Genomic DNA, 24,395 nt, shown 5'->3' with positions numbered 1-24,395 from the left:
GCGTGGTAAAACTTTGCCGGAGCCGCGGTTGAGCGTCGCCGGCGACCCCGCCGCTTGAGGGGACGACGGTGGCCCTTTCGGAGCTTTTAACCCGATTCCGCCGCCAGTTTCAGGTAATGGCTTTTGAGGATCTACTGAACGACCCCGTCATCCAAAAGTACCTCCACGAGCTGGTGGGGCCGACGGGGATGCCGGTCGCGGCCGCGCCGCCCGACGGCGAGGTCACCGACGAAGAGTTGGCAGAGGAGCTCGGACTGGAGCTCAACGACGTCCGACGCGCGCTGTTTATCCTGTACGAGAACGACCTCGCCACCTACCGCCGGGTGCGCGACGAGGACTCGGGCTGGCTCACGTACCTCTGGACGTTCCACTACGACAACATCCCGGAGAACCTCGAAGAGGAGATGTACCGCCTGCTCGACGCCTTAGAGGAGCGCGAGGAGTACGAGCGCACCCACGAGTTCTACCTCTGTGAGGTGTGTTCGATCCGCTTCGAGTTCGGCGAGGCGATGGACTTCGGCTTCGAGTGCCCCGAGTGCGGCTCTCCGGTCGAAGCGATGGAGAACGACCGGCTCCGCGAGGCGATGGGACAGCGCGTCGCGGAGCTCCGTGACGAACTCAACGTGGACGTGACCGGCTAATGGTCGTCCTCGCAACCAAGTGCTACGTCGAGGGCGACGCCCGCGACCGCGCACTCGACGGCATGGGATCGCTGGTCGCCAACGACATCGGCGAGCTCGACGTAGAGTGGAACGTCGGCGTCCGCGACGACGACTTCGTGCAGGTCGACGTGAGCGGCGAGGACGCCGAAGTCGCCCGCAACGTCCTCGCGGAGACGTGGGGCGAAATCGTCGCCCACGACGAGGGGTTGACGGCCGGCGAAGAGTACGTCGGGACGCTCGAATCGTGGGACGACGACGGCTTCGTCGTCGACGCCGGCGTCGACGTGCGGATTCCGGCCGACGATATCGGCCTCGGTAGGGGGTCGCCCCAGCAGGTCGTCGAGCGCTTCGGGCTGGTCCAACACCTCCCGGTCAGGTTCGTGTACGGCGGCGACGTCGGCGACCCCGACGCCGACCCGAGCCGGCTGTCGGACGCCGAGCGCGACCGACTGTACGACTGGCAGCGCGGTGACGGCCGCCTCAACGTCAACTCGGCGACCCGCGGCGAGGTCCGCGCGACCGTGAACCGCGCCGGACACGCCCAGGACATCATCACCGTCGACCGACTCGGCCTCTTAGAGCAGAGCGTCGTCTGTACCGAAGACACCGACCCGCCGGGGCTGTTGGCCGCCATCGGCTCGTATCTCCCGGCGGAGATGCGCTGTGTCGTCTGAGCCGTGAACCGACGCTTCGCCCTCGCGGTCGCCGTCGTCGCGCTGCTGGCCGTCAGCGCCGGCTGTCTCACCTACGTCAACGACGGCGGCGACGTCGCCAACGAGACGCTGGACGCCGAGCCGCCGCAGGCGTACGACTTCGCGACCGACCGCGACGCGGCGATCAACCTCTCGTCGGGCACCCAGTACACCGTCGTGTACAACGTCTCCGGCGTCGACGAGATCCGGTTCTACAGACAGACGCCGTATCAGGGCGATCTGCCCTTCGAGTTCGAGGCGTTCCGGTACCAGTACCCCGACGGCGAGGTGATAAACGGGACCGAGTTCCGCGCCCGCGGCGGCGAGGTCGACCGGACGCCCGACGAGACGTGGGTCCGGTTCGCCCCCGAGATGGAGGGCGGCCGTATGGCGCTCTCCGCCGCCGGCTCGCCCCGCCGGTTCACGACGCTCACCTACGTCGAAGGGTCGTACGCCGTGACGCTCCCGCCCGGCTTCAGCACCGAGGTGCCCATCGTCGGCCACATCTCACCGCGCGATCACGAAATCGAGACGGTCGACGGTCGCGACCGGATCACCTGGGACTCCGTCACGAGCGGGTCGGTCGTGGTCCAGTCGTACCGCGAGACCGATCTGGTCGTCTTCGGGGTCATCCTCGTCATCGCCGCCGTCGCCGCCGTCGTCGGGACGGTGTATTTCCGACGGCAGCTGGCGGAGCTGCGCGAGCGACGCCTGGAGATGGGCCTCCGCGACTCCGACGACGAAGAGTAGCCGACGCCGGGCCCCTCGACCGACTGACGCCCTTTTTACTGTGCGCCGCCATGAGCGAGCATGGACGCCGCAATCGTCACCGTCGGGGACGAACTCCTCGTCGGCGACACCGAGAACACGAACGCGACGTGGCTCTGCGATCGGCTCGACGCCCGCGGCGTGTCGGTCCGGCGGGTGACCGTCGTCCCGGACGAGGTCGGCGAGATAGCGCGCGTCGTCAACGAGTACCACGCCGAGTACGACGCCGTGATCGTCACCGGCGGGCTCGGACCCACTCACGACGACGTGACGATGGACGCGGTCGCGGCCGCGTTCGGGCGCGACCTCGTCGCCAACGACGAGGCCGCGGCGTGGCTCGCAAGTCAGGGGTACAGCGCGGACGATCTCGTCGCCGAGACCACGCACCTCCCGGCCGACTGCCGTCCCCTCCCCAACGAGGCCGGCGTCGCCCCCGGCGCCGTCGTCGAGGCCGTGTACGTCCTCCCCGGCGTGCCGACCGAGATGAAAGCGATGTTCGAATCGGTCGTCGAGGAGTTCGAGGGGGCGCGAACGCACACCGTCACCGTCGACGTCGACGAACCGGAGAGCGAACTGATCGATCGGTTCGCGGCGCTCCGGGAGGCGTTCGACGTGGCCGTCGGGTCGTATCCCGGCGAGAGCGTTCGGGTGAAAATCACGGCGTCGAGCGTCGACGAAGCCGAGCGCGCCGCAGAATGGGTCCGCGAGCGGTCGACGCTGGTCGATCCAGAAACGTAGCGACGATGCGCGCGACTAGCGGTACAGGTACGCGAGCCACACCGCGGTGACGGCGAGGCTCGCGACGAGCACGGCGGTCGCGGTCGCGTCGATCGGAAGCGGCTCGGCCGTGACGACTTCGAGGAGCATACGTCGCGGTTGTTCTGGGGGCATCTTAAGTATTGATCTTCCCGCGTCGAGACGCGGCCTGCTTTAGGGCTCGCCGGCGTAGGGTCGGGTATGCACGTCGGATTCGTGGTGAACCCGGTCGCCGGGATGGGCGGCCGCGTCGGGTTAAAAGGCACCGACGGGAAGGTCTCGGAGGCGGTCGCTCGCGGCGCCGAGCCGCGCGCACCGGACCGGGCTCAACGAGCCGTCTCGCGGCTCGCCGCGATCGCGCCTGAGACGCGCCTTTCGACTGCCGCCGACCCCATGGGCGAGCGACCGGTCCGCGACGCCGGCTTCGACCCCGTCCGCGTCGTCGACCCGTTCGACGGCGAGCGCCCCGACCCCACCGAGACGACCGCCGCCCACACCGAACGCGTCGTCGAGGCGTTCGTCGCCGGCGACGACCCCGTGGACCTCGTCGTGTTCGTCGGCGGCGACGGGACGGCGGCGGACGTGGCGGCGACGCTGGAGTCGGTCGACTCCGCGGTGCCGATGCTCGGCGTCCCGGCCGGGGTGAAGGTGTACTCGTCCGTGTTCGCCGTCTCGCCGGAGGACGCCGCGACGGTCGCCGCCTCCTTCTCGCGGACCGAGCGACGCGAGGTGATGGACATCGACGAGGACGCCTACCGCGAGGGGTCGGTCCACCCGGAACTGCGAGCCATCGCCCACGTCCCGATCGCGGACGACCTGCAGTCGTCGAAACAGACCGCGAGCGGGACGGTCGAGTCGCTCGCCGAGGGCGTCGCCGCCGACATCCGGGCCCGCGACGGCGAGGGCGTCACGTTCGTCCTGGGGCCGGGATCGACGGTCGGCGCGATCAAGGCCGCGCTCGGCTTCGAGCCGTCGCCCATCGGCGTCGACGTGTGGCGCGACGGCGAGGTGGTCGTTCGCGACGGCACCGAGTCGGCGATCCTCGACGCGCTCGGCGCAGAGAACGTGATCGTCGTCTCGCCCATCGGCGGGCAGGGGTTCGTCTTCGGTCGCGGGAACCCCCAGCTGTCGCCCGCGGTGATCCGGCAATGTGACGTGCGGATCGTCGCCTCGCGGACGAAACTGGACGACGTGCGCGCGCTCCGCGTCGACACCGACGACCCGGAACTCGACGCCGAACTCGCCGGCTGGGTCCGCGTTCGGGTCGGGAAGTTCGAGACGCGGATGATGAAGATCGCTTAAAAGGTGATGAAGATCACTTAAAAACACCGGCGGGCGCGCCGTGTCTGATACGTGTGCGACCGCGCTACGACGCCCGCGGGCCGACCGTGGCTCTGAAGACCGGACCGACCCGTGGTTCTGAAGACCTTACTGACCCGTAATACCGACTAGTCGCCGCCGGCGGCGAGGAAGACGACTTCACCGATCACTATCGCGCCGACCGCCGCGAGCGGGACGGCGAGGACGCCGCCTCCGAGCCCGTATATCGCGACCCCGACGAGCGCTCCGGCGACGAGCACGGCGAGCCGCGAGACGAGCATCCGCATCGGTTCGGAAAGCGAGTCGTACACGGCTGCCGGTCCCGCTGCACGGATAAAAAGCAGCGGGTAATCGGGGGAGGGCAGCAACACGGCGAAAACCCGCCCATGCGACGGCGTTTTAAATTCGGCCACCTAACCATGTTATATGATGACACAGACGGCCGCTCCGGCCGGGCCGCCCGCAGCGACCGCCGGAGTCGGCAGGGGCAACAGGCTTATTCCCGAACCGAGAGGAGTTACGGACAACCCCCGCGAGGAACCATGAACGAAGTCCAACTCGAAGTGGCGAAGGCGTACCCGAACGACTCGGGGCGCGGAATCGCCCGACTCGACCCCGACACGCTGTTGCATCTCAAGCTCTCGCCCGGCGACATCATCGAGATCGAGGGCGCCGAGACCACCGCCGCGAAGGTCTGGCGTGCGGATCGGCAAGACTGGAACACGGACACCGTCCGGATCGACGGGTTCACGCGACAGAACGCCGATGTCGGCATCGGCGAGCGCGTCACCATCCGGAAGGCGGAAGCCGAGAAGGCCGAGACGCTCGTGCTGGCCCCGCCCGAGGAGGCGTCGGTGCAGTTCGGCTCCGACGCGGCCGGCATGGTCAAACGCCAGATCCTGAAGCGTCCGGTCGTCGAACGCGACATCGTCCCGGTGATGTCCTCGACGAACCACCCGTTCATGCGGTCGCCCGGACAGGCGATCCCGCTGATCGCGGTCGAGACCGAGCCAGACGGCATCTGCATGATAACCGAAGACACCGAAGTCGAGCTCCGCGAGGAGCCGATCTCGGGCTTCGAGAAGACCGGCGGCGGCATCACCTACGAGGACATCGGCGGGCTCCAGTCGGAGATCCAGCGCGTCCGCGAGATGGTCGAGCTGCCGATGAAACACCCGCAGATCTTCTCGAAACTCGGCATTGAGCCGCCGCAGGGCGTCCTCTTACACGGTCCGCCGGGCACCGGGAAGACCCTGCTCGCGAAGGCGGTCGCCAACGAGACGTCGGCGTCGTTCTTCTCGATCGCCGGCCCGGAGATCATCTCGAAGTACTACGGCGAGTCCGAACAGCAGCTCCGAGAGATCTTCGAGGACGCCAAAGAGGAGAGCCCGAGCATCATCTTCATCGACGAACTCGACTCGATCGCCCCCAAACGTGAGGACGTGACCGGCGAGGTCGAGCGCCGCGTCGTCGCCCAGTTGCTGACGATGATGGACGGGCTCGAAACCCGCGGCCAGGTGGTCGTCATCGGCGCGACGAACCGGGTCGACAGCGTCGATCCCGCCCTTCGCCGTCCCGGTCGGTTCGACCGCGAGATCGAGATCGGCGTCCCCGACGAGGTGGGCCGCAAAGAGGTTCTCCAGATCCACACCCGCGGGATGCCGCTCTCGGACGACGTGAGCTTGGACCACCTCGCCGACGAGACGCACGGGTTCGTCGGCGCCGACATCGAGAGCCTGACCAAGGAGGCCGCGATGAAGGCGCTGCGGCGGTACCTCCCCGAGATCGACTTAGACGACGAGGAGGTGCCGCCGAGCCTGATCGACCGGATGATCGTCAAACGCGACGACTTCTCGGGCGCGCTCACGGAGGTCGAGCCCTCCGCGATGCGGGAGGTCCTCGTCGAACTCCCGAAGATATCCTGGGAGGACGTGGGCGGTCTCAGCGAGGCCCAACAGCAGGTCCAGGAGTCGGTCGAGTGGCCGCTCACGACTCCCGAGAAGTTCGACCGGATGGGCGTCGACGCCCCGAAGGGCGTGCTGTTGTACGGCCCGCCGGGGACCGGCAAGACGCTGATGGCGAAGGCGGTCGCCAACGAGACGAACGCCAACTTCATCTCGGTCAGAGGGCCGCAGCTGCTCTCGAAGTGGGTCGGCGAGTCCGAGAAGGCGATCCGGCAGACCTTCCGCAAGGCGCGGCAGGTGAGCCCCACGATCATCTTCTTCGACGAGCTCGACAGCCTCGCGCCGTCGCGCGGTCAGGAGATGGGGAATAACGTCTCCGAGCGCGTCGTCAACCAGCTGTTGACCGAGCTCGACGGGTTAGAGGAGATGGGCGACGTGATGGTCATCGGCGCCACCAACCGGCCCGACATGATCGACCCCGCGCTGCTCCGCTCGGGCCGGTTCGACCGCCTCGTGATGATCGGCCAGCCGGACCAGGGCGGTCGCGAGCAGATCCTCGACATCCACACGCAGGACACGCCGCTCGCGCCCGACGTGAGCCTCCGGGAGATCGCCGAGATCACAGACGGGTACGTCGGCTCCGACCTGGAGGGTATCGCCCGCGAGGCCGCCATCGAGGCGCTGCGCGACGACGACGACGCCGAGGACGTGGAGATGAAGCACTTCCGGCGCGCGCTGGAGTCGGTGCGCCCGACGATCACCGACGACATCCTCGCGTACTACGAGGAGGTCGAAGAGCAGTTCAAGGGCGGCAACGGCAACGCCTTACGCGACACCGGCGGCCGGATCGGGTTCCAGTAGAGCCGGCCTCGTCGCCCGGTCGTCGGGTCGGTCGCTCGGTCTGCAGTTGTCTTTCGCCCCGCCGCCTGTTGTCTCGTTCCGCTTCTTTTAACCCCGCAAGCGACCAACACGGACTATGTCCCAGCCGCGCGTTCCGGGCGGTGACGAGCACACTATCGAGTTGCCCTGCGGTCAGACGATAGCGGCCGGCACGCTGGATTTGGGAATGCGCGAGTACGAGTGTGACTGCGGCGAGACGCACGGAGTCGTGATGGACGTCCACCCGCCCGAGCGGTTCCTCCCCGAGTTCCTCGTCGAGGTCCTCCGTGAGGCCATCGAGACGACGAGCGAGGAGATGCCGGAGTTCGACACCCCGCACCTGCTCGGCGTCGTGTTAGAGGAGTTCCCCGAGGCGGTGACGGCCCACGACGCCAGCGAGAACGCGGACGTGGGGTACGCGATGGTGTGGATCACCGAGTTCGACTCCCGCCGGCTCCACGAGGTCGTCGTCGAACTCGTCGTCGAACTGATGGAACACGCCGTCAGCCACGCCGACGACGACGAGGCGCTCTCGTCGTTCGAAGAGGAGATGGTCGAGTTCGACGTGGCGGCGTTCGTCGACCAGTACCGCGCGGAACGCGATCTCGAGGCCGAGGACCCGTACGCCTGATCGCAGACCGCGGTCCCGGCCGAGACGGCTCGTAGCGCCCGCTGTCTGACAGTTGTCCGACTCTTGTCTCACTGAACGCTATATGTTCGGGTCACCTACGTAAGACGTATGAGAGCCGGTGATTACGACCGGTACGACCGACTCTACGCCGTGCTCGCCGACGCCGACGAGCCGCTGACGGCGCGCGAGATACTCGCGCTCGCCGGCGAATGCGAGGAGATAGACAACCCGCACCGCGTCGCCACCGTGTTGGGTCGGTGGGCCGAGCGCGGCGAGGTCGAGGTCATCGCCGACCACCCGTACCGGTACCGACTGGAGGCGTGACCGTCACGCCGCCGGCAGTGAGACGGGCAGTCAATCCCGTCCGAACCGAAGCGCCCCATCTGCCGGGTCGAGCGTCGCGACCGCGCCAAGCGGCAGCGGAAAGGACGGTTCGGTGTGGCCGAAATCGTAGCCGAAGCCGGCAACTGCGTCGGGCGCGTACCGTTCGAGTTCCCGAGTGACGACGCTGTTCAGTTCGTCGGGGTACGTCTCAGGGTTCGGGTCCCACTCGAGTGTCGGCGCGTTGGTCCGCGGTCGACCGAGTATCACACCATCGAACCGCTCCAACAGCCCGCGTTCGCCCATGGCACGGAGCGTATAGCCAACTTCGCGCGGCGGCGGTACGTCCTCGGACGTCTCCAGCGCGAGGATGCTCCCGTCAAGACGCTCGGGATTTGGAAGGTACCGATCCGTTTGGAGGTGCCATTTTATGATTGCGAAGGTGCCGCCCCAGACCCGGCCGCTGACCGGTTCATCGCCCCCCGCCTCGGGTCCAACCCACGTCTCAGGTGCGGGAGTATCACGCCACTCGCGGGGGTCGCGTGTCTCGAAATCGAACCAGTCGTCGGTCCACTCCGGGGCAGGCTCAACGGGGCCGAGCGACTCCTCGAACAACGCACGCTGGAGATACCGAGCCGTGTAGGAGTGCAGTTCGCCGTCACAAATCACGTCCGGGTGGATGCAGGCCCCGAAGCTGACGATTCCGTGGTTCCACAGGAGCAGCCGGAGGTTGTCGTTGTCACTGTAGCCGAAGAACCGGGTAGGGTTCGCTGCAAGTATATCGCCGTCAAGGTGCCGGAGGACACGGAGCTGGTCGTCGCCGCCAGTGTACGCCATCACAGCGCCGACCGCCGAGTCTGCGAAGGCGTCCTCAATGTCGGCCGCGCGCGCCGCGGGCGATGCCGGTTCGTCGCTGTCCGGAGTTGCGGTTGGGAACACCCGCGTCTCAGCGCCGAGCGCCGCGAGCCGGTCGCGACCGATCTGTAGCTTTGTCTCGTCGGTGGGCCGCGAGGGCGCGACAATCGCGACCACCTGCTCGTCTCCGAGCGGCGGTGGCGTCGTGAACGACATATCGAGTGGGTGGAGCCCCTCGTCGGATAAATAACCCGAACGAATGGTAACTCACTGCACACGCCATGAGACGACATACCTTGCGAAAATCGCAAACTCGTTGCGAGATTCGTATTCTATCGCCGACCTTATTACGATGAGCGTATTCCGTCCGCGTAATGAGCGAGGACCGGACGATACTACTCATCGGCAGCGGACCGATCCAGATCGGACAGGCGGCCGAGTTCGACTACTCCGGCGCACAGGCGTGTCGCGCCCTTCAGGAAGAGGGCGCTCGCGTCGTCTTGGTGAACTCGAACCCCGCGACGATCATGACCGACCCGGAGACCGCCGACCGCGTGTACATCGAGCCGATCACGCCCGAGGCGATTTCGGAGGTCATCCGCATTGAGGAGCCGGACGGCGTCATCGCTGGCCTCGGCGGCCAGACCGGACTCAACGTCACCGCCGAACTCGCCGAGGAGGGAATCTTAGACGAGTACGACGTCGAGGTGATGGGAACGCCGCTCGACACGATTTACGCGACGGAGGACCGCGACCTGTTCCGCCAGCGGATGGAGGGGCTCGGCCAGCCCGTACCGAAATCGACCACCATCTCGCTCGACGAGGGCGAGTCGGTCACCGACTTCGACGAGGACGCCTTCCGCGGCCGCGTACAGGACGCGGTCGACGACGTCGGCGGCCTGCCAGTCATCGCCCGGACGACGTACACCCTCGGCGGCTCCGGCTCCGGGGTCGTCGACGAGTTCGAGGAGCTGGTCGAGCGCGTCCGCAAGGGGCTCCGCCTCTCGCGGAACAGCGAGGTGCTGATCACCGAGTCCATCGCCGGCTGGGTCGAACTGGAGTACGAGGTGATGCGGGACGCCGACGACTCCTGTATCATCATCTGCAACATGGAGAACATCGACCCGATGGGGATCCACACCGGCGAGTCGACGGTCGTCACCCCCTCACAGGTCATTCCGGACGACGGCCACCAGGAGATGCGCGACGCCGCGCTCGAAGTGATCCGCGACCTGGGCATCCAGGGCGGCTGTAACATCCAGTTCGCGTGGCACGACGACGGGACGCCGGGCGGCGAGTACCGCGTGGTGGAAGTGAACCCGCGCGTGTCGCGCTCCTCCGCGCTCGCCTCCAAGGCGACCGGCTACCCCATCGCCCGCGTCACCGCGAAGGTCGCGCTGGGCAAGCGGCTCCACGAGATCGACAACGAGATCACCGGCGAGACGACGGCCGCCTTCGAGCCCGCCATCGACTACGTGGTGACGAAGGTGCCGCGGTGGCCCATCGACAAGTTCGACGACGTGGACTTCGAACTCGGCACGGCGATGAAATCGACCGGCGAGGCGATGTCCATCGGGCGGAACTTCGAGGAGAGCCTCCTGAAGTCGCTCCGGTCGTCCGAGTACGATCCGGCGGTCGACTGGGAGACGCTCGACGACGACACGCTGGAGACCGAGTACGTCGAACGCCCCTCGCCCGACCGCCCGTACGCGATCTTCGAGGCGTTCGACCGGGGGTACTCCGTCGACGAAATCGAGGCGTTGACCGGCATCAAACCCTGGTACCTCGAACGGTTCAAACGCGTCAGCGACACCGCGCAGGCCGCCCAGAACGGCGAGTTCGCGAAGGCGGCGACCACGGGCCACACGAACGCCGAAATCGCCGCCCTCGCCGGCGGCGGCGTCGACGTCGGAACCGTCGAGGAGGACGTCCCCGGCCGGACGTACAAACAGGTCGACACGTGCGCCGGCGAGTTCGCCGCGGAGACGCCGTACTACTACTCGGCCCGCCAGTCCGAGTTCAATCGCGGTCCGTTGAAAGGCGACGCGGCGGCCGGCGAGCTCGTCGTCGACAAGAGCGTCGACAGCGTGGTCGTCGTCGGCGGCGGCCCGATCCGTATCGGGCAGGGCGTCGAGTTCGACTACTGCTCGGTCCACGCGATCCAGGCGCTGCGCGAGCTCGGCATCGAGGCGCACGTGGTCAACAACAACCCCGAGACCGTCTCGACCGACTACGACACCTCGGACGGCCTCTTCTTCGACCCGATCACCGCCGAGGAGGTCGCGGACGTGGCCGAGGCGACCGGCGCGGACGGCGTGATGGTCCAGTTCGGCGGGCAGACCTCGGTGAACATCGGGGAACCGCTCGAAGCCGAACTCGACCGCCGCGGGCTCGACTGCTCGGTGTTGGGGACGAGCGTCGAGGCGATGGACTTAGCCGAGGACCGCGACCGGTTCAACGTCCTGATGGACGAGATGGGCATCGCGCAGCCGAAGGGCGGCACCGCGACGAGCGAGGCGGAAGCACTCGAACTCGCCCACGACATCGGCTACCCCGTCTTAGTGCGCCCCTCCTACGTCCTCGGCGGGCGCGCGATGCGGGTCGTCGAGAGCGACGCCGAATTAGAGGAGTACATCGAGGAGGCGGTTCGGGTCTCGCCCGATAAACCAATCTTGGTCGACCAGTTCCTCGACGACGCGGTCGAACTGGACGTCGACGCCGTTGCCGACGGCGAGGACGTGCTGCTCGGCGGCGTGATGGAACACGTCGAGAGCGCGGGGGTCCACTCCGGCGACTCCGCCTGCATGATCCCGCCGCGCTCGTTGGACGACGAGACCATGGCGCGGGTCCGCGAGGTCACCGAGGACATCGCCCACGCGCTCGACACGGTCGGCCTACTCAACGTCCAGTTGGCGGTGACCGGCGTCGGCGACGACGCCGACAGCGAGGTGTACGTGTTGGAGGCGAACCCGCGCTCCTCGCGGACGGTCCCGTTCGTCTCGAAGGCGACGGGCGTCCCCATCGCGAAACTGGCCGCGAAGGTGATGACCGCCGACCTGTCGCTCGCCGACCTCGACGTCGACGAGCAGATCCCCGAACACCGCAGCGTGAAGGAGGTCGTCCTCCCGTTCGACCGGCTGCCGGGCTCGGACCCGCGGCTCGGCCCGGAGATGAAATCGACCGGCGAAGTGATGGGCACGGCGACCTCGTTCGGCAAGGCCTACGACAAGGCGCAAGACTCCACGGGCAAGCCGATCCCCGAGTCCGGCACCGCCGTCGTCGACCTCTCCGCGGAGGAGTTCCCCGATCCCGGCACCGACGCCGGCGAGGCGCTGGTCGAGGGGTACGCCGAACACTTCGAGTTGAGCGAGGCGACGGACCTCATCGAGGCCGCGAAGCGCGGCGAGATCGATCTTATCATCTCCCGGCAGCGCGAACTGCTCGAAGTCGCCGTCGAAGAGGAGATCACGTACTTCTCGACCGAGGCCTCCGCGACGGCGGCGCTTGAAGCGCTCGACCACGCCGGCGACGACCTCGACGTGATGGCGGTCTCCGACCGGCCGAAGCGCGTCGAGAACTGGGGCGCCGCGGAGTAGTCGCCGTCGCGACTCGGTCGAACGCTCGCTCTTTTTGACTCGTGAGGGCGCCACCCCTCGATTTATAGGGTGTATTTAAGCCAGATGCCGGCGAGTCGTTACAGTGTGACTACACAACTACTCCAGGGAGGCTTGCTCGCCGACCCGGTCGGTTCCGTGGTATCGGTCGTCGTGACCATCGTGACGTTCGTCGTCTCGTTTCTCGTGCTCTACCTCGTTGGGAAGTCGATCCTCGTCAGGACGACCAAAGAGGCGCTGAACCAACGCGACTACTCGCCGGCCATCGTCAGCCTCTCGTCCAGCATCTCGGGGGCGATCGCGCTGTTCGCGGCCGTCGCCATCGCGGCGACCGTGGCCGGGTTCCCGATGATCCTCGGGGCCTTCGCCACCATCTTCGGCGCGCTCGCCTTGGGGTTCGCGTTCGCGGCGAGCGACATCGTCCAGAACTTCGTCGCCGGCGTGTTCATCCTGAAGGACAAACCCTTCGAGATCGGCGATTACATCGAGTGGGACGGTAACGGGGGGATTGTCCGCGAGATCGACCTCCGCGTCTCGAAACTCGACACGTGGGACAACGAACAGCTCACCGTGCCGAACGGCGACCTCGCCAACGCGGTCGTCAAGAACGTGCAGGCCAACGACACCCGGCGGGTCACCGTCGACTTCGGGGTCGACTACGGCACCGACGTGGACCGCGCCCGCGACATTCTCCTCGACGAGGCGGCGAAGATCGACGGCGTCCTCGCCGACCCGGAGCCAGCCGCGCCGCTGACCACGCTCGGCGACTCCGCCATCGTGTTCAACCTCCGGGTGTGGATCGACCCCGCCGAGACCGGCGCCGGCGGCGTCAAACACGCGCTCACGGAGAACGTCATGCACCGCTTCGACGAGGCCGACATCGGGTTCCCGTACCCCCACACCGAACTCGTCGGCTCGCTCGACGTCAACCAGGTCGGTCAGGGCGCGATGGCGGACGACTGACGATTTATAAGGCTTCGAGCGTCGAGCGCTCGACATCGGTCGCCGGCATCGGCTCGCCGCCGTACTCGTCGGTGAACGCGGTCACGTCCCCCTCCTCGCTGAACGGGATCAACTCGGGACCCATTGCCCCGACAACCTCGCTGCGCGCGACGACGGTGAGGGCGGGCATGCGTTCGAACGCCTCGCTTTCGACGTGCGAGGAGAACTGGGTGTCGCCGCCCTCGGTGAACACCTCGTACTCGACCGACGAGTAGTCGGTGAGAAACGCCGCCTCGACCGTCCGCCCCTCGGCCTCGGCGTCGAAGCGATACCGGTACGTACAGGTGCTGCTACAGAACTGCCCCGGTCGCCCGCCCTCCGGCTCGTCGTCCGCGAAGTGGATCTGCCCGACCGGACCGGGGTGGTCCTCGATTATCATCCCGCACTGGTCGCAGGCCCGCTCCCCGTCGAGCGAGACCGGCGTGATCGACGCGTTCTCGCCGCCGGAACAGCCGGCGACGCCGACCGAGAGTCCCGCGGCGGCCCCGGCCAGCAGTCGTCGACGAGAGACGGATCGGTTCGGTAGTTCTGTCATACTTCTCTGTAGGAATTCGTCCGTCTTAGGCCCTCGGGACCGATTCAGCGGTCCGTTCGAGGAACGAACCAAACCGGCTAAACCCCCGGCGACCCAAGCCCTACCGTGACGCGTTTCGACCCGTACGGCGAACTCCCGCGCGCGCTCCGGCTCGCGCTCGTCGCCGCCCTCCTCGTCGCGGTCGTCGCGACGGCGGGCGCGTTCGCCGCCGACCCCGAGTCGGCCGCACCCTCGCCGGTGGCCTACGACGACGTGGTCGAACTCGGGCTCTCCTCGGAGGCGGACGCGCTGATGGCCGGATCGGCGCGCGTTCCCCGGACGCAGGTCTTCTACTCACAGCTGCAGTACGTGGTCGGCTACAACGGCGTCGAGTCGTTCGCGGCCACTCTCGAAGGCGATCGGACCGACCGCCAGTTCGGTTACCCCGTCGCCGCCTACGTCGAGACGTTCGACGAGGCCCGGCCGGGAACGACCGACGCGGGGCTGTTCGCGGCCGAGTTCGCCGGCGAGTGGACGCCGGCCTCTGAGGCGGTCTACGTCGTCGGCAGCGACGCCCGAAGCCCGGCGGGCGAGACGGTCGTGCCCTTCCGCGAGCGCTCGGCGGCCGAGGCGTTCGTCGCCGACCACGGCGGCCGCGTCGTCGACTGGGCGGCGGTCCGGCGCGGGTCGTTCGGCACCGACTCCGCGGCGACGGTCCGGGCGATGGCGCCGGAACGCTGGGCCGCGGCGGACGAGCGGATCGCGGCCGCCGACCGGCGCGCCGACCGGCCGGTCTCGGTCGTCGTCGGGACGGACGCGCCGACGGTCGCGGCGGCGGTCGCGGCGGCCCCGCCGAACACGACGGTCGCCGTCCCGCCGGGCACCTACACCGAGACCGTGACGATCACGAAGTCGATAACGGTCGCCGGCGAGGGCGCGCGGATCAGCGGGAACGGCACCGGGTCGGTGATCACGGTCCGGGCGCCCGACGTGGCGATCACGGGGGTGTCGGTCGACGGGAGCGGGGGGCAGACGCGCGACCCGGAGGCGGCCCGCCAGGAGCGCGACGCCGACGGCGAGGCGTGGGACACGAACATTCAGCTCGGCTACGGCCACGGCGACGCGGGGATTCGCGCGATCGGCGCGCCCGGACTCTTCGTCGACGACGTGCGGATCGACGCGAACGCGAGCGGGCTGCTCCTCCGGGAGGGCTCCGACGCCGTGGTCCGGAATCTCCGCGTCAACGGGACGGATGCGTGGCAGGACGGCTTCATGGGAATCGCGGGGATGCAGTCGCGGGTGACGGTGACCGACAGCACGTTCGAAGGCGGCCGCGACGGTATCTACCTCCACCGCGCCGACGGCTCGGTCGTCAGGAACTCCACGTTCACCGACAACCGGTACGGGACGCATCTCATGTACACGGGCGACGCGTTGATCGCCGACAACACCTTCAGAAACGAGATTTTCGGCGGAATCACCGTGATGACGCGTCCTTCCGGTAACGCAATCGTCGGCAACGACGTGCGGAACTCCAGCGCCGGCCTGCAGGTCTCCGGCACCCGGACGTATCTCGGGTACAACACCCTCGTCGGCAACGAGCTCGGCTTCTCGACCAGCGCTCGCGGCTCGCTGTACGAGCGCAACGTGGCCGCGAACAACGAACTCGGCGCGCGCGCCACCACGGTCGTCCCGTCCAGCCGGATCGTGGAAAACGACTTCGTCGACAACGAGCGACACGCGGCCGCCGGTGCGGGCGCCCTCCGCGTCTGGGCCGACGGCGACCGCGGGAACTACTGGACGGGCGCGAACGTCGGGACCCACGCGCCCGGCGAGCGGGCGTACCGACCGACGGCCCCGGTCGACGCCGCGCTCCACCGCGAGGTCGCCGCGGTCGCGGTTCGTGAGTCTCCCGCCGTCGCGCTCCTCGACCGGCTCCGCGGCACCGTTCCGGGGGCGCGCTCGGGGAGCATCATCGACCCCTCGCCGGCGGTGAGCCCGTACTCCCCGGACCGGGTCGACGCCGCGCTCGCCCCCGACGCGGGGCCGGTTCACGGCGACTGGCGCGAGGCGCTCGCCGAGGCCGACACGAGTGCGGATGGCGGCGACGAGACGGACGGTGACGAGATGGGCGACGGAGACACCGACACCGATGTCATGAACGCACGCGAGACCGACGCGACGGCGACCGGCAGCGACTCCCGACCACCGCGAGCGGACCCGGCGACCACGCCGGCTCGGGGTGAGACGAGTGTCTGAATCCTCCCTCGCGACCCTCACAGAGGTCACTCGTACCTACGGCGGCGTGCCCGTCTTGTCCTCGGTGTCGCTCGCGGTCGACCCCGGCCTCACCGCCGTCGTCGGCCCGAACGGCTCCGGGAAGTCGACGCTGCTTCGAGTGTTGGCCGGCGCGACGGAGCCAACCGCGGGGACGGTTCGCGTGCCCGAGGCGGCGGGCGCGAAGCCGGTCGGCTACCTCCCGCAGCGGGTCCCCTTCCGAGACGGGTTCACGGCCCGCGAGACGCTGGCGTTCTACGCGCGACTCGTCGACGACGACCCCGACGCGGCGCTGGACCGCGTCGGACTCGCCGACGCCGCAGAAAAGCCCGTCGAGGCGCTCTCGGGCGGGATGCGCCGGCTGCTCGGCATCGCGCAGGCCGTCCTCGGCGACCCGTCGCTCGTCGTCCTCGACGAACCGGCGAGCGGCCTCGATCCGGGGATGCGAGAGCGCGCGTTCGGCGCGGCGGCAGACCGGGCCGACGGCGACACGGCGGTCGTCCTCTCCTCGCACGCGCTCGACCTCGTCGACGCTCACGCCGACCACGTCGTGGTGATGCACCGGGGACGCGTCGCCGCCGCGGGGCCGCGCGATGCGGTACTCGACGAGTACGGCGTCGCCGACGTGGGAGCGCTGTATCGGGTCGTCGCCGGCGACGCGAGACGGGGAGCCGGCGCCGCTGACGAGGGCGAGGGCGGCGACGGAACTGACCGAGACGGCGCCAACGCCGAGGAAAGCGCCGGCGAGGAGTCCGACGCGGCGGTCCACGTCACGGGGGTGTCGGACCGATGAGCGCTGCGACCGGCGTCGCGACCGTGTTCCGGCGCGAACTCGCCACGGTCGCCCGAACGCCGGGCTACGGCGTGTTGGCGGTCGGTCTGCTCGTTGCCGTCGGCGGCCTCGTCGCGGCGGGCGGCGGGGGCGCGACCGGGTTCGTGCCGGCGGTCGTCGACCTGCTCCTCCCGACCGAGGCGCTCGTCCCGCTCGCCGCCGTCGTGTTGGGGTATCGTGCGCTGCTCACCGACGGCGCGAGCGGCGAGCTCGCGGTGATCCGGACGTACCCGGTCCGGGTCGGCGAGTACGTCGCCGGCGTGCTGCTGGCGCGGGTCGTCGCGCTCGTGGGGGTCGTGGGCGTCCCGTACGCGGTCGTCGGCGTCGTGGTCTGGCTGACCGCCGCGCCGGACACGGGCATCTTCGCGACCCACTCCGGAATCGACTCGCCGGTGCTGTACCTGCGGTTCCTCGCCTTCGTCCTCCTCTTCGGGGCGGCGTACGTCTCGCTCGCGGCGGCCGTCTCGGCGCTGGCGTCGAGTCGGCGCAGCGCCATCGCGCTCGGCGTCCTCGCGCTCCTCGCCGGGGTCCTCGGCGGCGACCTCCTGTTGCTCCGGTCGCTCGGTGCCGGCGCGCCCGCGTCGACGATACCGGGGTCGCTCGCCGTGACGCCGAACGGGGCGTTCCGCGGGCTCGTCTTCGAACACGTGGTCGGCGTCGCCTTCGCGCCGGCCGGCGGGTTCGTCTCGACGACCCGCGCGGTCGGCGCGCTGGTCGGGTGGACGCTCGTCGGCGCCGTCGCCTCCGGGGTCACGCTGGCGTACGGCCGGCGCGTCGACGCGGCCGTCGAGCGGGTCCGGCGCGGGGTCCGGGACTGACCGCGCGTCACTCCGGGGGCGCGTCGCCGCCGACGGAGCCCGGCGCGTACGCGTACACCGCGTAGAGGACGACCGCGGCGATGAGGAAGTCGAGGCTGTGTTCGAGGAAGTGGTGGACCGGCATCGGCACGACGCCGAGGACGGTGCCCGCGCCCACGACCGAACGTGCGAGGAGCGCGCCGACGGCGACGCTTATCAGGGCGTACTGCGCGCTTCGCCGGCGACGGTACGCGACAAGGCTCACGAGAAAGAGGAGCCCCGTCCCGAGACCGGCGACGAACACGACGGCGAGCAGCGGCAGCGATCCCTCTACGCCCCACGCGCCGGCGGCCGCGGTGACGGGAATCGGGTTCACGCTTCTGAGCTGTACGAGCGCACGCGTCAAGAATACACCCCTCGGCCGTTCTCGCGCGAGGGGAACGCCCGCGACCGCTTTATACGCCGATCCGGTAGCGTGTAGCGACCAGCCATGCCGGACACCAGAGCCCGAGTCCGCCGTCACGTCCGCGACACGCCGGGTGTCCACTTCAACCGGGTGAGCCGCGACCTCGACATCGCCACCGGACAGGCGCAGTACCACCTCCGCCGGCTCGTCCGCGCCGACGAGGTCGCGGTCGAGCGTATCGCCGGCCGGGCTCACTACTTCGACCCCGACTTCGACCCGTGGGAGCGGCGCGCGCTCGCCTTCCTGCGTCGGGAGACGGCGCGTGCGATACTCGTCAGGCTCCACGCCGACGGGCCGACGCGGACGACGACGCTCGTCGAGGAACTCGACTTGGCGCGCAGCACGGTCTCGTGGCACGTCTCGAACCTCGCAGAGAGCGGCATCGTCGAGAAGTCCGACGACCGTCCCATGCGCCTCTCGCTCGCTCGCCCCGAACAGACCGCGGCGCTGCTCGACGAGGTGTCGGCGTCGCTGCCGGACCGGATCGTCGACCGGTTCGTCCGGACCGTCGACAGCCTCTTCGAGTGAGCGACGCGCCTTTTATACCCCCTCGACATCGCGCCCCCGTCGTTCGTCGTTCACACCAGATCCGTTAGGGTCGCCCCACGCGTTCGATCGGCCATGGAGAATCTCGGGGTCGTCGAGTCGCTGGGGAGCCGTCTCGTCCTCGCGACGACGACCTGTGAGCCGAGCGGGAGCATCTACGCCGCCGAGCCGCTGAGCCTCGGCGTCTTCCTCCTCGTCGGCCTCCTCGGGGGCGCTCACTGCCTCGGCATGTGCGGCCCGCTGGTCTCGACGTACGCGGACCGGATGCGCGCAGACGGCGCGGACGGGACGGGCGGCCCTCGCGGGCCGGCGGCGGCGACGACCTCACCGTGCGCCAGGTGCGACAGCACGCGCTGTTCAACCTCGGCCGGACCGCGAGCTACGCCACCATCGGCGGCCTCTTCGGGCTCGCGGGGAGCCTCGCGTTCGTCACCGGGCGAACGGTGACGACGGTCGCCGACGACGTACACGCGCTCACGGGGCTGGTCGTCGGCGCGGCCGTGATGGCCATCGGCGTCCGGTACGCGCTCAAACTGGAGATCCAGCGGATTCCGGTGCCGGGAATCGAGGCGGCGTCCGCCGCCGTCACGCACCGGATCGTTCCCCGCGTCGACGCGTGGGTCGGTGACTGGCGGATCGTCGGCCTCGGGGCTGCACACGGGCTCTTGCCGTGTCCGCTCCTGTACCCGGCGTTTCTGTACGCGTTCGTCCAGGGGAGCGCGCTCGGCGGCGCGGTCGCGCTCGCCGCGCTCGGACTCGGGACCGTCCCGGCGATGTTCCTCTTCGGGACCGTGTTCGGCGCCGTGAGCGTCGAGACGCGGATGCGACTCCATCGGGTCCTCGGCGTCGCCTTCGTCGCGCTCGGGTACATCCCGCTCCAACACGGGCTCGCGACGCTCGGCGTCTCGCTGCCGCACCCGCCGATCCCGTACTACGCTCCGTTATAAACGTCGGCGCTCGAACGCCCCGTTCGACGCCCGCACCAGATTGGTTATGGGCGCGCAGGCCGTCAATTTTCGTATGCGACGACGCGCGCTGCTCGGCGGGATCGCCGCGGCGACGACCGGCGCGACCGCCGGGTGTAGCTCCGTCCTCGGCGACCAGCCGGACGGCGTCGTCCTCGATCCGCAGGAAGACCAGATCGCGGACAGCGAGGACCTCGCGTACCCCGCCTACGGCCAGCGGCTCCCGCCCTTCGAACTACGAGACCCGATCGCCGGGGTCACCATCGACAGCGAGGCGATAGACCGGACCGCGGTCGTGACCGGCATCTTCACCTACTGTCCCGCGGAGTGCGGCATCCTCCTCCGACAGCTCGTCGGGGTCCAACGCCGCGTCGCCGAGGCGGGAATCACCGACGAGACGCTGTTTCTCCCGATCACGTTCGACCCCGAACGCGACGACGAGGCGGCGCTTCGCGACAACGCCGCGTCGCTCGGCGTGAACCTCGAATCGGGGAACTGGCACTACCTCCGCCCCGAGACGCCGGAGCGGGCGAAGACGGTGGTACAGGAGCGACTCGGGATCGGCTTCGAGCGCACGACCGAAAGCGCTCGGCTGCAGGGGTACGACTTCACCCACATCGTCGTCACGCTGCTCGTCAACCCGGACGGGGTCGTCGAGCGCGCGTACCGCGGTGAACGGGTCGACCCCGACCGCGTCGCCGGCGACATCGAGGCGGTCGTCGAAGCGTTCGCCGACGAGTGAGCAGGCACGCGTTCCGGGGGAACAGCCATGACGCCCGACCGCGTACGGCCCCGGTAGTGAACGTCGATATTCTGCTGTACGACGGGTTCGACGAACTGGACGCGATCGGTCCGTACGAGGTGTTCGACTACGCGCTCGGCTACGCCGGCGACCGGCCGGGCCGCGTCCGGTACGTCACCCCCGACGAGCGCGACTCGGTGACCGCGAGCCACGGGACGCGCGTCGGCGTCGACGGGACGCTCCCGGACCCCGAGGACGCGCCGGACCTGCTCGTCGTCCCCGGCGGCGGGTGGACCGACCGCGACGAAACCGCCAGCGCGTGGGCGGAGGCACAGCGGGGCGAGGTCCCGCGCGCGCTCAGCGCTCACCACGCTGCGGGCACCCGAATCGCGGCGGTCTGTACCGGGGCGATGCTGCTCGCTGCGGGCGGCGTCACCGACGGTCGGCGCGCGATCACGCACGCCTCGGCGGTCGAGGAACTCCGTGAGTCGGGCGCGGACGTGGTCGACGCGCGCGTCGTCGACGACGGCGACGTGCTCACCGCCGGCGGGGTGACGTCGGGGATCGATCTGGCGCTTCACCTCGTCGAAGACGCGTTCGGCGCGGCGGTCGCAGACCGCGTCGCGACCGTCATCGAGTACGAGCGGCGCGCTTCGGTCGCGGACGAGAGGTAAAAGGGGCGCTCGCGCCGAAACCGACACCCCGACTCAGTCGTCCGTGCCGTCGTCCGGCAGGGGCGGCGCGTCGTCGACGCTTTCGCCGGCCTCGTTCGTCGTCGTGTCTCCGCTGCCGCTGACCGTGATCACGGTGCAGTCGAGCTCGCCGCGGAGGTACGCGTCGATGTCGGGGTCGGAGAGGAGTTTCTGAACCATGCGCCGCCAGCGCCCGGCCTGTTTCGAGCCGATGACCACCACGTCGGCGCCCTCGGCGATGATCTCTTCGAGGATGGTCTCCTCAACCAAGAACCCGCGCCGGATGACGTATCGAGCGCGGTCCAACCGACCGAGCCGTTTCTCGACGGCGCGTTTGAGGTCTCTCCGGGAGACGCCGCCGGAGTTCTGGTACAGGTCTACGTGGAGGATAGTCAGGTCGGCGTCACGCGCCTCGGCGACGCTGACTGCCTCTCTGAGCGTCGCCTCGGAGTGTGACGACGGGGGAAACCGGACCGGAACCACGACGAGACTCATGTCTACACGGTTGCATGCGGGGGATAAATACGCTGTCGGTGCGCCCGCTTTTGCCCCGGTTTCGGGCGTCACTCGACCGGAGCACCGGTCACAGCCGCGAACTGCGTCGGATCGAACTGCACGGCGCCGACGGTGTCGATCCACGAGAACGCCCGGAGCCGCCCCGCGAGCCCGTGTGAGACCCGGACGATGGCGAACCCGGACCGGTGGTGAACGACGAGTCGGTCGGTGGCGCCGATCACCCCCAGAAGGCCGGTGACGAACGCGTCGTGGTCGACGGCCGCCGGACGCTTCACGAAGAAGAACCCGTCCGCGTCGGGGTCCGGCCCGGTGATGTCGACCGACGCGCCGAACCGCTCCACGATGCTCTTCGGATCCGCGTTGGCCCCCGCCCTCCCGTCGTCGCTCATCGCTCCGCCGTCACCTGCCGCGCCTGCTTGATCCAGCCTTCGGTCCGGCTCGTCGAGGCCCGCGTGATCGCCGAGACGGTCTCCGGGTCGAGCGTCGCGAGGTCGGCGACGGTCTCGACCCCCTCGTCTCGGAGCCGCTCCGCGTACGTCGGACCGATTCCGGAGATCGATTCGAGCGATCGCTCCTCGGCGACCGATTCGAGCCGCCGCTGTAACGCGACGATCTGTTCGGCCGGGATCGACAGCCGCTCGGCGAGTTCGTCGGCGTCGAACCGCAACAGCGATTCGAGGTCCGTGACGCCGGCCCGCTGGAGCCTGTCCGCGACGGCTGGCCCGACCTCCGGGGCGACGGCGACGATCGCCCGGCGGAACGCCTCCATGCGCGCCGTCTCGTCTTCGCCGCGATCGGTCCGGGTCTCGGCTTCGCCGTCGGCAGCCGGGGCGTCTGTCGACTCGGCCGGCGTCTCGTCGTCTGCCGGCGTCTCGTCGTCAGCCGGCGCGTCGGTCGTCTCTTCGTCAGCCGGCGCCTCCTTGCCTGCCGGCGTCTCTTCGTCAGCCGGCGCCTCACCCGCCTCGGCGACGAGGAGGTCGACCGGCGCGTCCGGCTCGGCGACCGCGTACGCGTCCGGGAACTGCTCCACGACGGAACCGGGCGCAGCCGTCGGGTCGGCCACCTGCTCGACCGTCCCGACGCTGAGGCCGGCACCGGCGAGCCGGCGCGCCGCGACCTCGCGGGACTGCCCGCGCACGTCCGGCACGTCCACGTACTCCGCCTCGGGGCGCTCCTCGCGCTCGCGCGGCGCCCGCATCCGGAAGGAGACCTCGCTGAGGTTCGCGGCGACCGACGACTCGTCCAACGAGGGGAGGTGCATCCGAACCCCGTCCTCGGTCTGGGTCAGGTTCGCCTTCAGCGTGAAGTCGACGTCGTCGACGCGGTAGCGCTCGGTCGAGAGGTCGTCGTCGGCCGCCTCCAGCGCCGCGCCGAGGTTCGCGAAGACCGCCTTCGGCTCCAGCGCGGGCCGTTCGGCCTCCAGCTCTCGCACGCGGTCCTGCAGCCGGTCGCGGTCGTCGATCAGCGTCGAGAGGCGGTGATCGAGCGCGTCGCGCTCGGCGCGAACGTCGAGCACGTTGCTCTGGAGCCGGGCGAGCGACTCCTGCTGTTCGGTGATCACGCGCTCGACCGCGGCGCGCTCTACCGTGTCGAACTTCTCGACGTCGACCTGCGGCAGCTCCGTCAGTTGGAACGTCTCCGCGATCCGAGAGAAGTCGCCTCCGGCGACGAATCGGTCGCTCATGGGCGACGGGTCGCCGGCGGTACGGGTGCGATCTTGAGCCGCACCTCGCTCGCGATTTCGGCGTCGATGTCGTACTCGTCGACGGCCCGGCGATTGAGCGGAAGCGCGCTCACGACGGGTTTGTACCCCCGTACCGCGTTCGTCTCCGGATCCCGGATCTCCTCGCCCTCGATGGACAGCGTCAGCTCCAAGTCGGCCTCGACGTCGGCGAAACGGAGCCAGGACGCGTCAAGGTCATACGGGAGGTCGCCGTTCTCGGCGTCGCGTTCGAGCGCTCGCTGTGTGGCCATCGAGCGACGGTCCAGCTCTTCCTGTCCCTCGGCGACCGCGAACGCGACCGAGCGGACGAACTCCGACAGCGGTCGCGCGAGCCACTCGTCAGTCGGCACGGTCGCCTCCGCTGGCGTCGCCCGCCGCTTGCGACGCGTCCGCCCGAACGGGGAGCGGCGTGGGTTCGAGCCGCGCGACCACTCGCGCGTTCGCGTCGGCGCGCCGGTCGAACCGACGGCGGTCGATCACCGACTTCGTGTCCGCGCTGAACTCCGCGGTCTCGTCGCCCGGCCCCTCGGTCACGCTCACGTCGACCTCGACTTCGACCGTCGCGTCGCTGAACCGATAGTGAGCCGGCGAGAAGCCGAGTTCGAGCAGCGAACGGCGCTCTGCGGGCGCGGCGTCCGTACTGACGGTGCCGTCGGCGTCTATCGTCTTCGTCACGGACGGGACGACCTCGACGTCGGTCGCTGCGAGAGACCGGACCGTCTCAGCGGTGTGTGCGTCGAGTGCGGTCTGCGCGTCGGCGACGCCCGCCGCCAACAGAAACACGAGGTCGTCGAACGGAACGTCCGCGACCGTCTGCGTCGGTCGTCGGAGGGCGGTACTTGGCGGCGTGCGGTGATGTGCTCGTAGTGGCATTGGCTGTGTCGGTGGGGTGGTACGGGCGTCGAGAGCGCGGTCGCGGCC

At 69.3% G+C, this 24,395-nt stretch carries 26 protein-coding genes and 1 pseudogene; 17 read left to right on the top strand and 10 right to left on the bottom strand.

Translation table 11 applies throughout. The features are described 5' to 3' along the window. Positions 1–116 precede the first annotated feature (116 nt). The 5 genes from DOS48_RS22460 to DOS48_RS22440 all read left to right on the top strand — a co-directional run bounded on the left by DOS48_RS22460 (position 117) and on the right by DOS48_RS22440 (position 4,180). On the top strand, positions 117–641 hold the full coding sequence (locus DOS48_RS22460) for a transcription factor (RefSeq protein WP_127117855.1): 525 nt from the start codon (positions 117–119) through the stop codon (positions 639–641). After that, positions 641–1,336, top strand: coding sequence for a DUF2110 family protein (locus DOS48_RS22455; protein WP_127117854.1), 696 nt, complete (start codon positions 641–643; stop codon positions 1,334–1,336). Before DOS48_RS22460 ends, DOS48_RS22455 begins: the two co-directional genes overlap by 1 nt. Before the next feature lie 3 nt (positions 1,337–1,339). Then, positions 1,340–2,104, top strand: coding sequence for a DUF5803 family protein (locus tag DOS48_RS22450; protein ID WP_127117853.1), 765 nt, complete (start codon positions 1,340–1,342; stop codon positions 2,102–2,104). A gap of 60 nt (positions 2,105–2,164) precedes the next feature. Further along, positions 2,165–2,860, top strand: coding sequence for a molybdopterin-binding protein (locus tag DOS48_RS22445; protein ID WP_127117852.1), 696 nt, complete (start codon positions 2,165–2,167; stop codon positions 2,858–2,860). A gap of 219 nt (positions 2,861–3,079) precedes the next feature. Further along, a complete protein-coding gene (locus tag DOS48_RS22440; protein ID WP_127117851.1) occupies positions 3,080–4,180 on the top strand; it encodes an ATP-NAD kinase family protein in 1,101 nt (366 codons plus the stop codon). Between the two features lie 146 nt (positions 4,181–4,326). Here the strand turns inward: DOS48_RS22440 and DOS48_RS22435 are convergent, their stop codons facing one another. Further along, positions 4,327–4,509 carry a hypothetical protein gene (locus DOS48_RS22435; protein ID WP_127117850.1) on the bottom strand — a complete coding sequence of 61 codons (183 nt, stop codon included), beginning with the start codon at positions 4,507–4,509 and terminating at the stop codon, positions 4,327–4,329. A 231-nt stretch (positions 4,510–4,740) separates the two neighbouring features. Here DOS48_RS22435 and DOS48_RS22430 point away from each other — a divergent pair, with 231 nt between their 5' ends. The 3 genes from DOS48_RS22430 to DOS48_RS22420 all read left to right on the top strand — a co-directional run bounded on the left by DOS48_RS22430 (position 4,741) and on the right by DOS48_RS22420 (position 7,936). After that, positions 4,741–6,963, top strand: a complete 2,223-nt coding sequence (locus tag DOS48_RS22430) for a CDC48 family AAA ATPase (protein ID WP_127117849.1) — start codon at positions 4,741–4,743, stop codon at positions 6,961–6,963. Positions 6,964–7,078: 115 nt separating this feature from the next. Beyond that, positions 7,079–7,612, top strand: a complete 534-nt coding sequence (locus DOS48_RS22425; protein ID WP_127117848.1) for a DUF5815 family protein — start codon at positions 7,079–7,081, stop codon at positions 7,610–7,612. Positions 7,613–7,720: 108 nt separating this feature from the next. Continuing rightward, positions 7,721–7,936, top strand: coding sequence for a hypothetical protein (locus DOS48_RS22420; RefSeq protein WP_127117847.1), 216 nt, complete (start codon positions 7,721–7,723; stop codon positions 7,934–7,936). 30 nt (positions 7,937–7,966) lie between these two features. Here the strand turns inward: DOS48_RS22420 and DOS48_RS22415 are convergent, their stop codons facing one another. Next, the gene (locus DOS48_RS22415; protein ID WP_127117846.1) at positions 7,967–9,004 is read right to left on the bottom strand and encodes a S66 peptidase family protein; all 1,038 of its coding nucleotides are present in this window, start codon (positions 9,002–9,004) and stop codon (positions 7,967–7,969) included. A 158-nt stretch (positions 9,005–9,162) separates the two neighbouring features. Here DOS48_RS22415 and carB point away from each other — a divergent pair, with 158 nt between their 5' ends. After that, the gene (gene carB / locus DOS48_RS22410) at positions 9,163–12,384 is read left to right on the top strand and encodes a carbamoyl-phosphate synthase large subunit (RefSeq protein WP_127117845.1); all 3,222 of its coding nucleotides are present in this window, start codon (positions 9,163–9,165) and stop codon (positions 12,382–12,384) included. Positions 12,385–12,489: 105 nt separating this feature from the next. Beyond that, complete coding sequence (locus tag DOS48_RS22405) at positions 12,490–13,365, top strand: mechanosensitive ion channel family protein (RefSeq protein ID WP_244629323.1); 876 nt, start codon at positions 12,490–12,492, stop codon at positions 13,363–13,365. A 4-nt stretch (positions 13,366–13,369) separates the two neighbouring features. Here DOS48_RS22405 and DOS48_RS22400 read toward each other — a convergent pair whose 3' ends face one another. Next, positions 13,370–13,939: a nitrous oxide reductase accessory protein NosL gene (locus DOS48_RS22400; RefSeq protein WP_127117843.1), complete on the bottom strand. Its 570-nt coding sequence runs from the start codon at positions 13,937–13,939 to the stop codon at positions 13,370–13,372. A 105-nt stretch (positions 13,940–14,044) separates the two neighbouring features. On the opposite strand from DOS48_RS22400, the gene DOS48_RS22395 reads away from it, so the two are divergent. The 3 genes from DOS48_RS22395 to DOS48_RS22385 are packed head-to-tail and all read left to right on the top strand — an operon-like array spanning position 14,045 to position 17,845. After that, positions 14,045–16,177 (top strand): NosD domain-containing protein, encoded by a 2,133-nt coding sequence (locus DOS48_RS22395; RefSeq protein WP_127117842.1) that lies wholly within the window; start codon positions 14,045–14,047, stop codon positions 16,175–16,177. Next, complete coding sequence (locus DOS48_RS22390) at positions 16,170–16,988, top strand: ABC transporter ATP-binding protein (protein WP_127117841.1); 819 nt, start codon at positions 16,170–16,172, stop codon at positions 16,986–16,988. Before DOS48_RS22395 ends, DOS48_RS22390 begins: the two co-directional genes overlap by 8 nt. Beyond that, positions 16,985–17,845 carry a copper ABC transporter permease gene (locus DOS48_RS22385; protein ID WP_127117840.1) on the top strand — a complete coding sequence of 287 codons (861 nt, stop codon included), beginning with the start codon at positions 16,985–16,987 and terminating at the stop codon, positions 17,843–17,845. The genes DOS48_RS22390 and DOS48_RS22385 overlap by 4 nt, the downstream gene beginning before the upstream one ends. A 7-nt stretch (positions 17,846–17,852) precedes the next feature. Here DOS48_RS22385 and DOS48_RS22380 read toward each other — a convergent pair whose 3' ends face one another. Further along, a complete protein-coding gene (locus DOS48_RS22380) occupies positions 17,853–18,200 on the bottom strand; it encodes a hypothetical protein (protein ID WP_127117839.1) in 348 nt (115 codons plus the stop codon). Between the two features lie 114 nt (positions 18,201–18,314). On the opposite strand from DOS48_RS22380, the gene DOS48_RS22375 reads away from it, so the two are divergent. Next, entirely contained in the window at positions 18,315–18,818 is a 504-nt protein-coding gene (locus DOS48_RS22375) for a helix-turn-helix domain-containing protein (RefSeq protein WP_127117838.1), read from the top strand. 12 nt (positions 18,819–18,830) lie between these two features. On the opposite strand, the gene DOS48_RS29395 is transcribed toward DOS48_RS22375, so the two are convergent. Continuing rightward, positions 18,831–19,055 carry a hypothetical protein gene (locus tag DOS48_RS29395; RefSeq protein ID WP_244629406.1) on the bottom strand — a complete coding sequence of 75 codons (225 nt, stop codon included), beginning with the start codon at positions 19,053–19,055 and terminating at the stop codon, positions 18,831–18,833. Between DOS48_RS29395 and DOS48_RS22370 the strand changes: the two are divergent. The 3 genes and pseudogenes from DOS48_RS22370 to DOS48_RS22360 all read left to right on the top strand — a co-directional run bounded on the left by DOS48_RS22370 (position 18,990) and on the right by DOS48_RS22360 (position 21,217). After that, a pseudogene (locus tag DOS48_RS22370) lies at positions 18,990–19,783 on the top strand (sulfite exporter TauE/SafE family protein). The gene DOS48_RS29395 and the pseudogene DOS48_RS22370 overlap by 66 nt on opposite strands. Positions 19,784–19,856: 73 nt before the next feature. Continuing rightward, positions 19,857–20,543: an SCO family protein gene (locus tag DOS48_RS22365; RefSeq protein ID WP_127117837.1), complete on the top strand. Its 687-nt coding sequence runs from the start codon at positions 19,857–19,859 to the stop codon at positions 20,541–20,543. 56 nt (positions 20,544–20,599) lie between these two features. Further along, on the top strand, positions 20,600–21,217 hold the full coding sequence (locus tag DOS48_RS22360; RefSeq protein WP_127117836.1) for a DJ-1/PfpI family protein: 618 nt from the start codon (positions 20,600–20,602) through the stop codon (positions 21,215–21,217). Between the two features lie 33 nt (positions 21,218–21,250). Here the strand turns inward: DOS48_RS22360 and DOS48_RS22355 are convergent, their stop codons facing one another. The 5 genes from DOS48_RS22355 to DOS48_RS22335 form a co-directional block, all read right to left on the bottom strand. Next, positions 21,251–21,730, bottom strand: coding sequence for a universal stress protein (locus tag DOS48_RS22355; protein WP_127117835.1), 480 nt, complete (start codon positions 21,728–21,730; stop codon positions 21,251–21,253). 68 nt (positions 21,731–21,798) lie between these two features. Continuing rightward, on the bottom strand, positions 21,799–22,140 hold the full coding sequence (locus tag DOS48_RS22350) for a hypothetical protein (protein WP_127117834.1): 342 nt from the start codon (positions 22,138–22,140) through the stop codon (positions 21,799–21,801). Continuing rightward, positions 22,137–23,435: a DUF4332 domain-containing protein gene (locus tag DOS48_RS22345; protein WP_127117833.1), complete on the bottom strand. Its 1,299-nt coding sequence runs from the start codon at positions 23,433–23,435 to the stop codon at positions 22,137–22,139. Before DOS48_RS22345 ends, DOS48_RS22350 begins: the two co-directional genes overlap by 4 nt. After that, positions 23,432–23,824, bottom strand: coding sequence for a hypothetical protein (locus DOS48_RS22340; RefSeq protein WP_127117832.1), 393 nt, complete (start codon positions 23,822–23,824; stop codon positions 23,432–23,434). The genes DOS48_RS22345 and DOS48_RS22340 overlap by 4 nt, the downstream gene beginning before the upstream one ends. Next, positions 23,814–24,347, bottom strand: coding sequence for a hypothetical protein (locus DOS48_RS22335; RefSeq protein ID WP_127117831.1), 534 nt, complete (start codon positions 24,345–24,347; stop codon positions 23,814–23,816). The genes DOS48_RS22340 and DOS48_RS22335 overlap by 11 nt, the downstream gene beginning before the upstream one ends. Positions 24,348–24,395 lie beyond the last annotated feature (48 nt).

The organism is Halorubrum sp. PV6 (genome assembly GCF_003990725.2).
Classification (GTDB): Archaea; Halobacteriota; Halobacteria; order Halobacteriales; family Haloferacaceae; genus Halorubrum.
The sequence above is the reverse complement of the archived record's forward strand: the minus strand, read 5'-3'. Positions and strand labels throughout refer to the sequence as shown.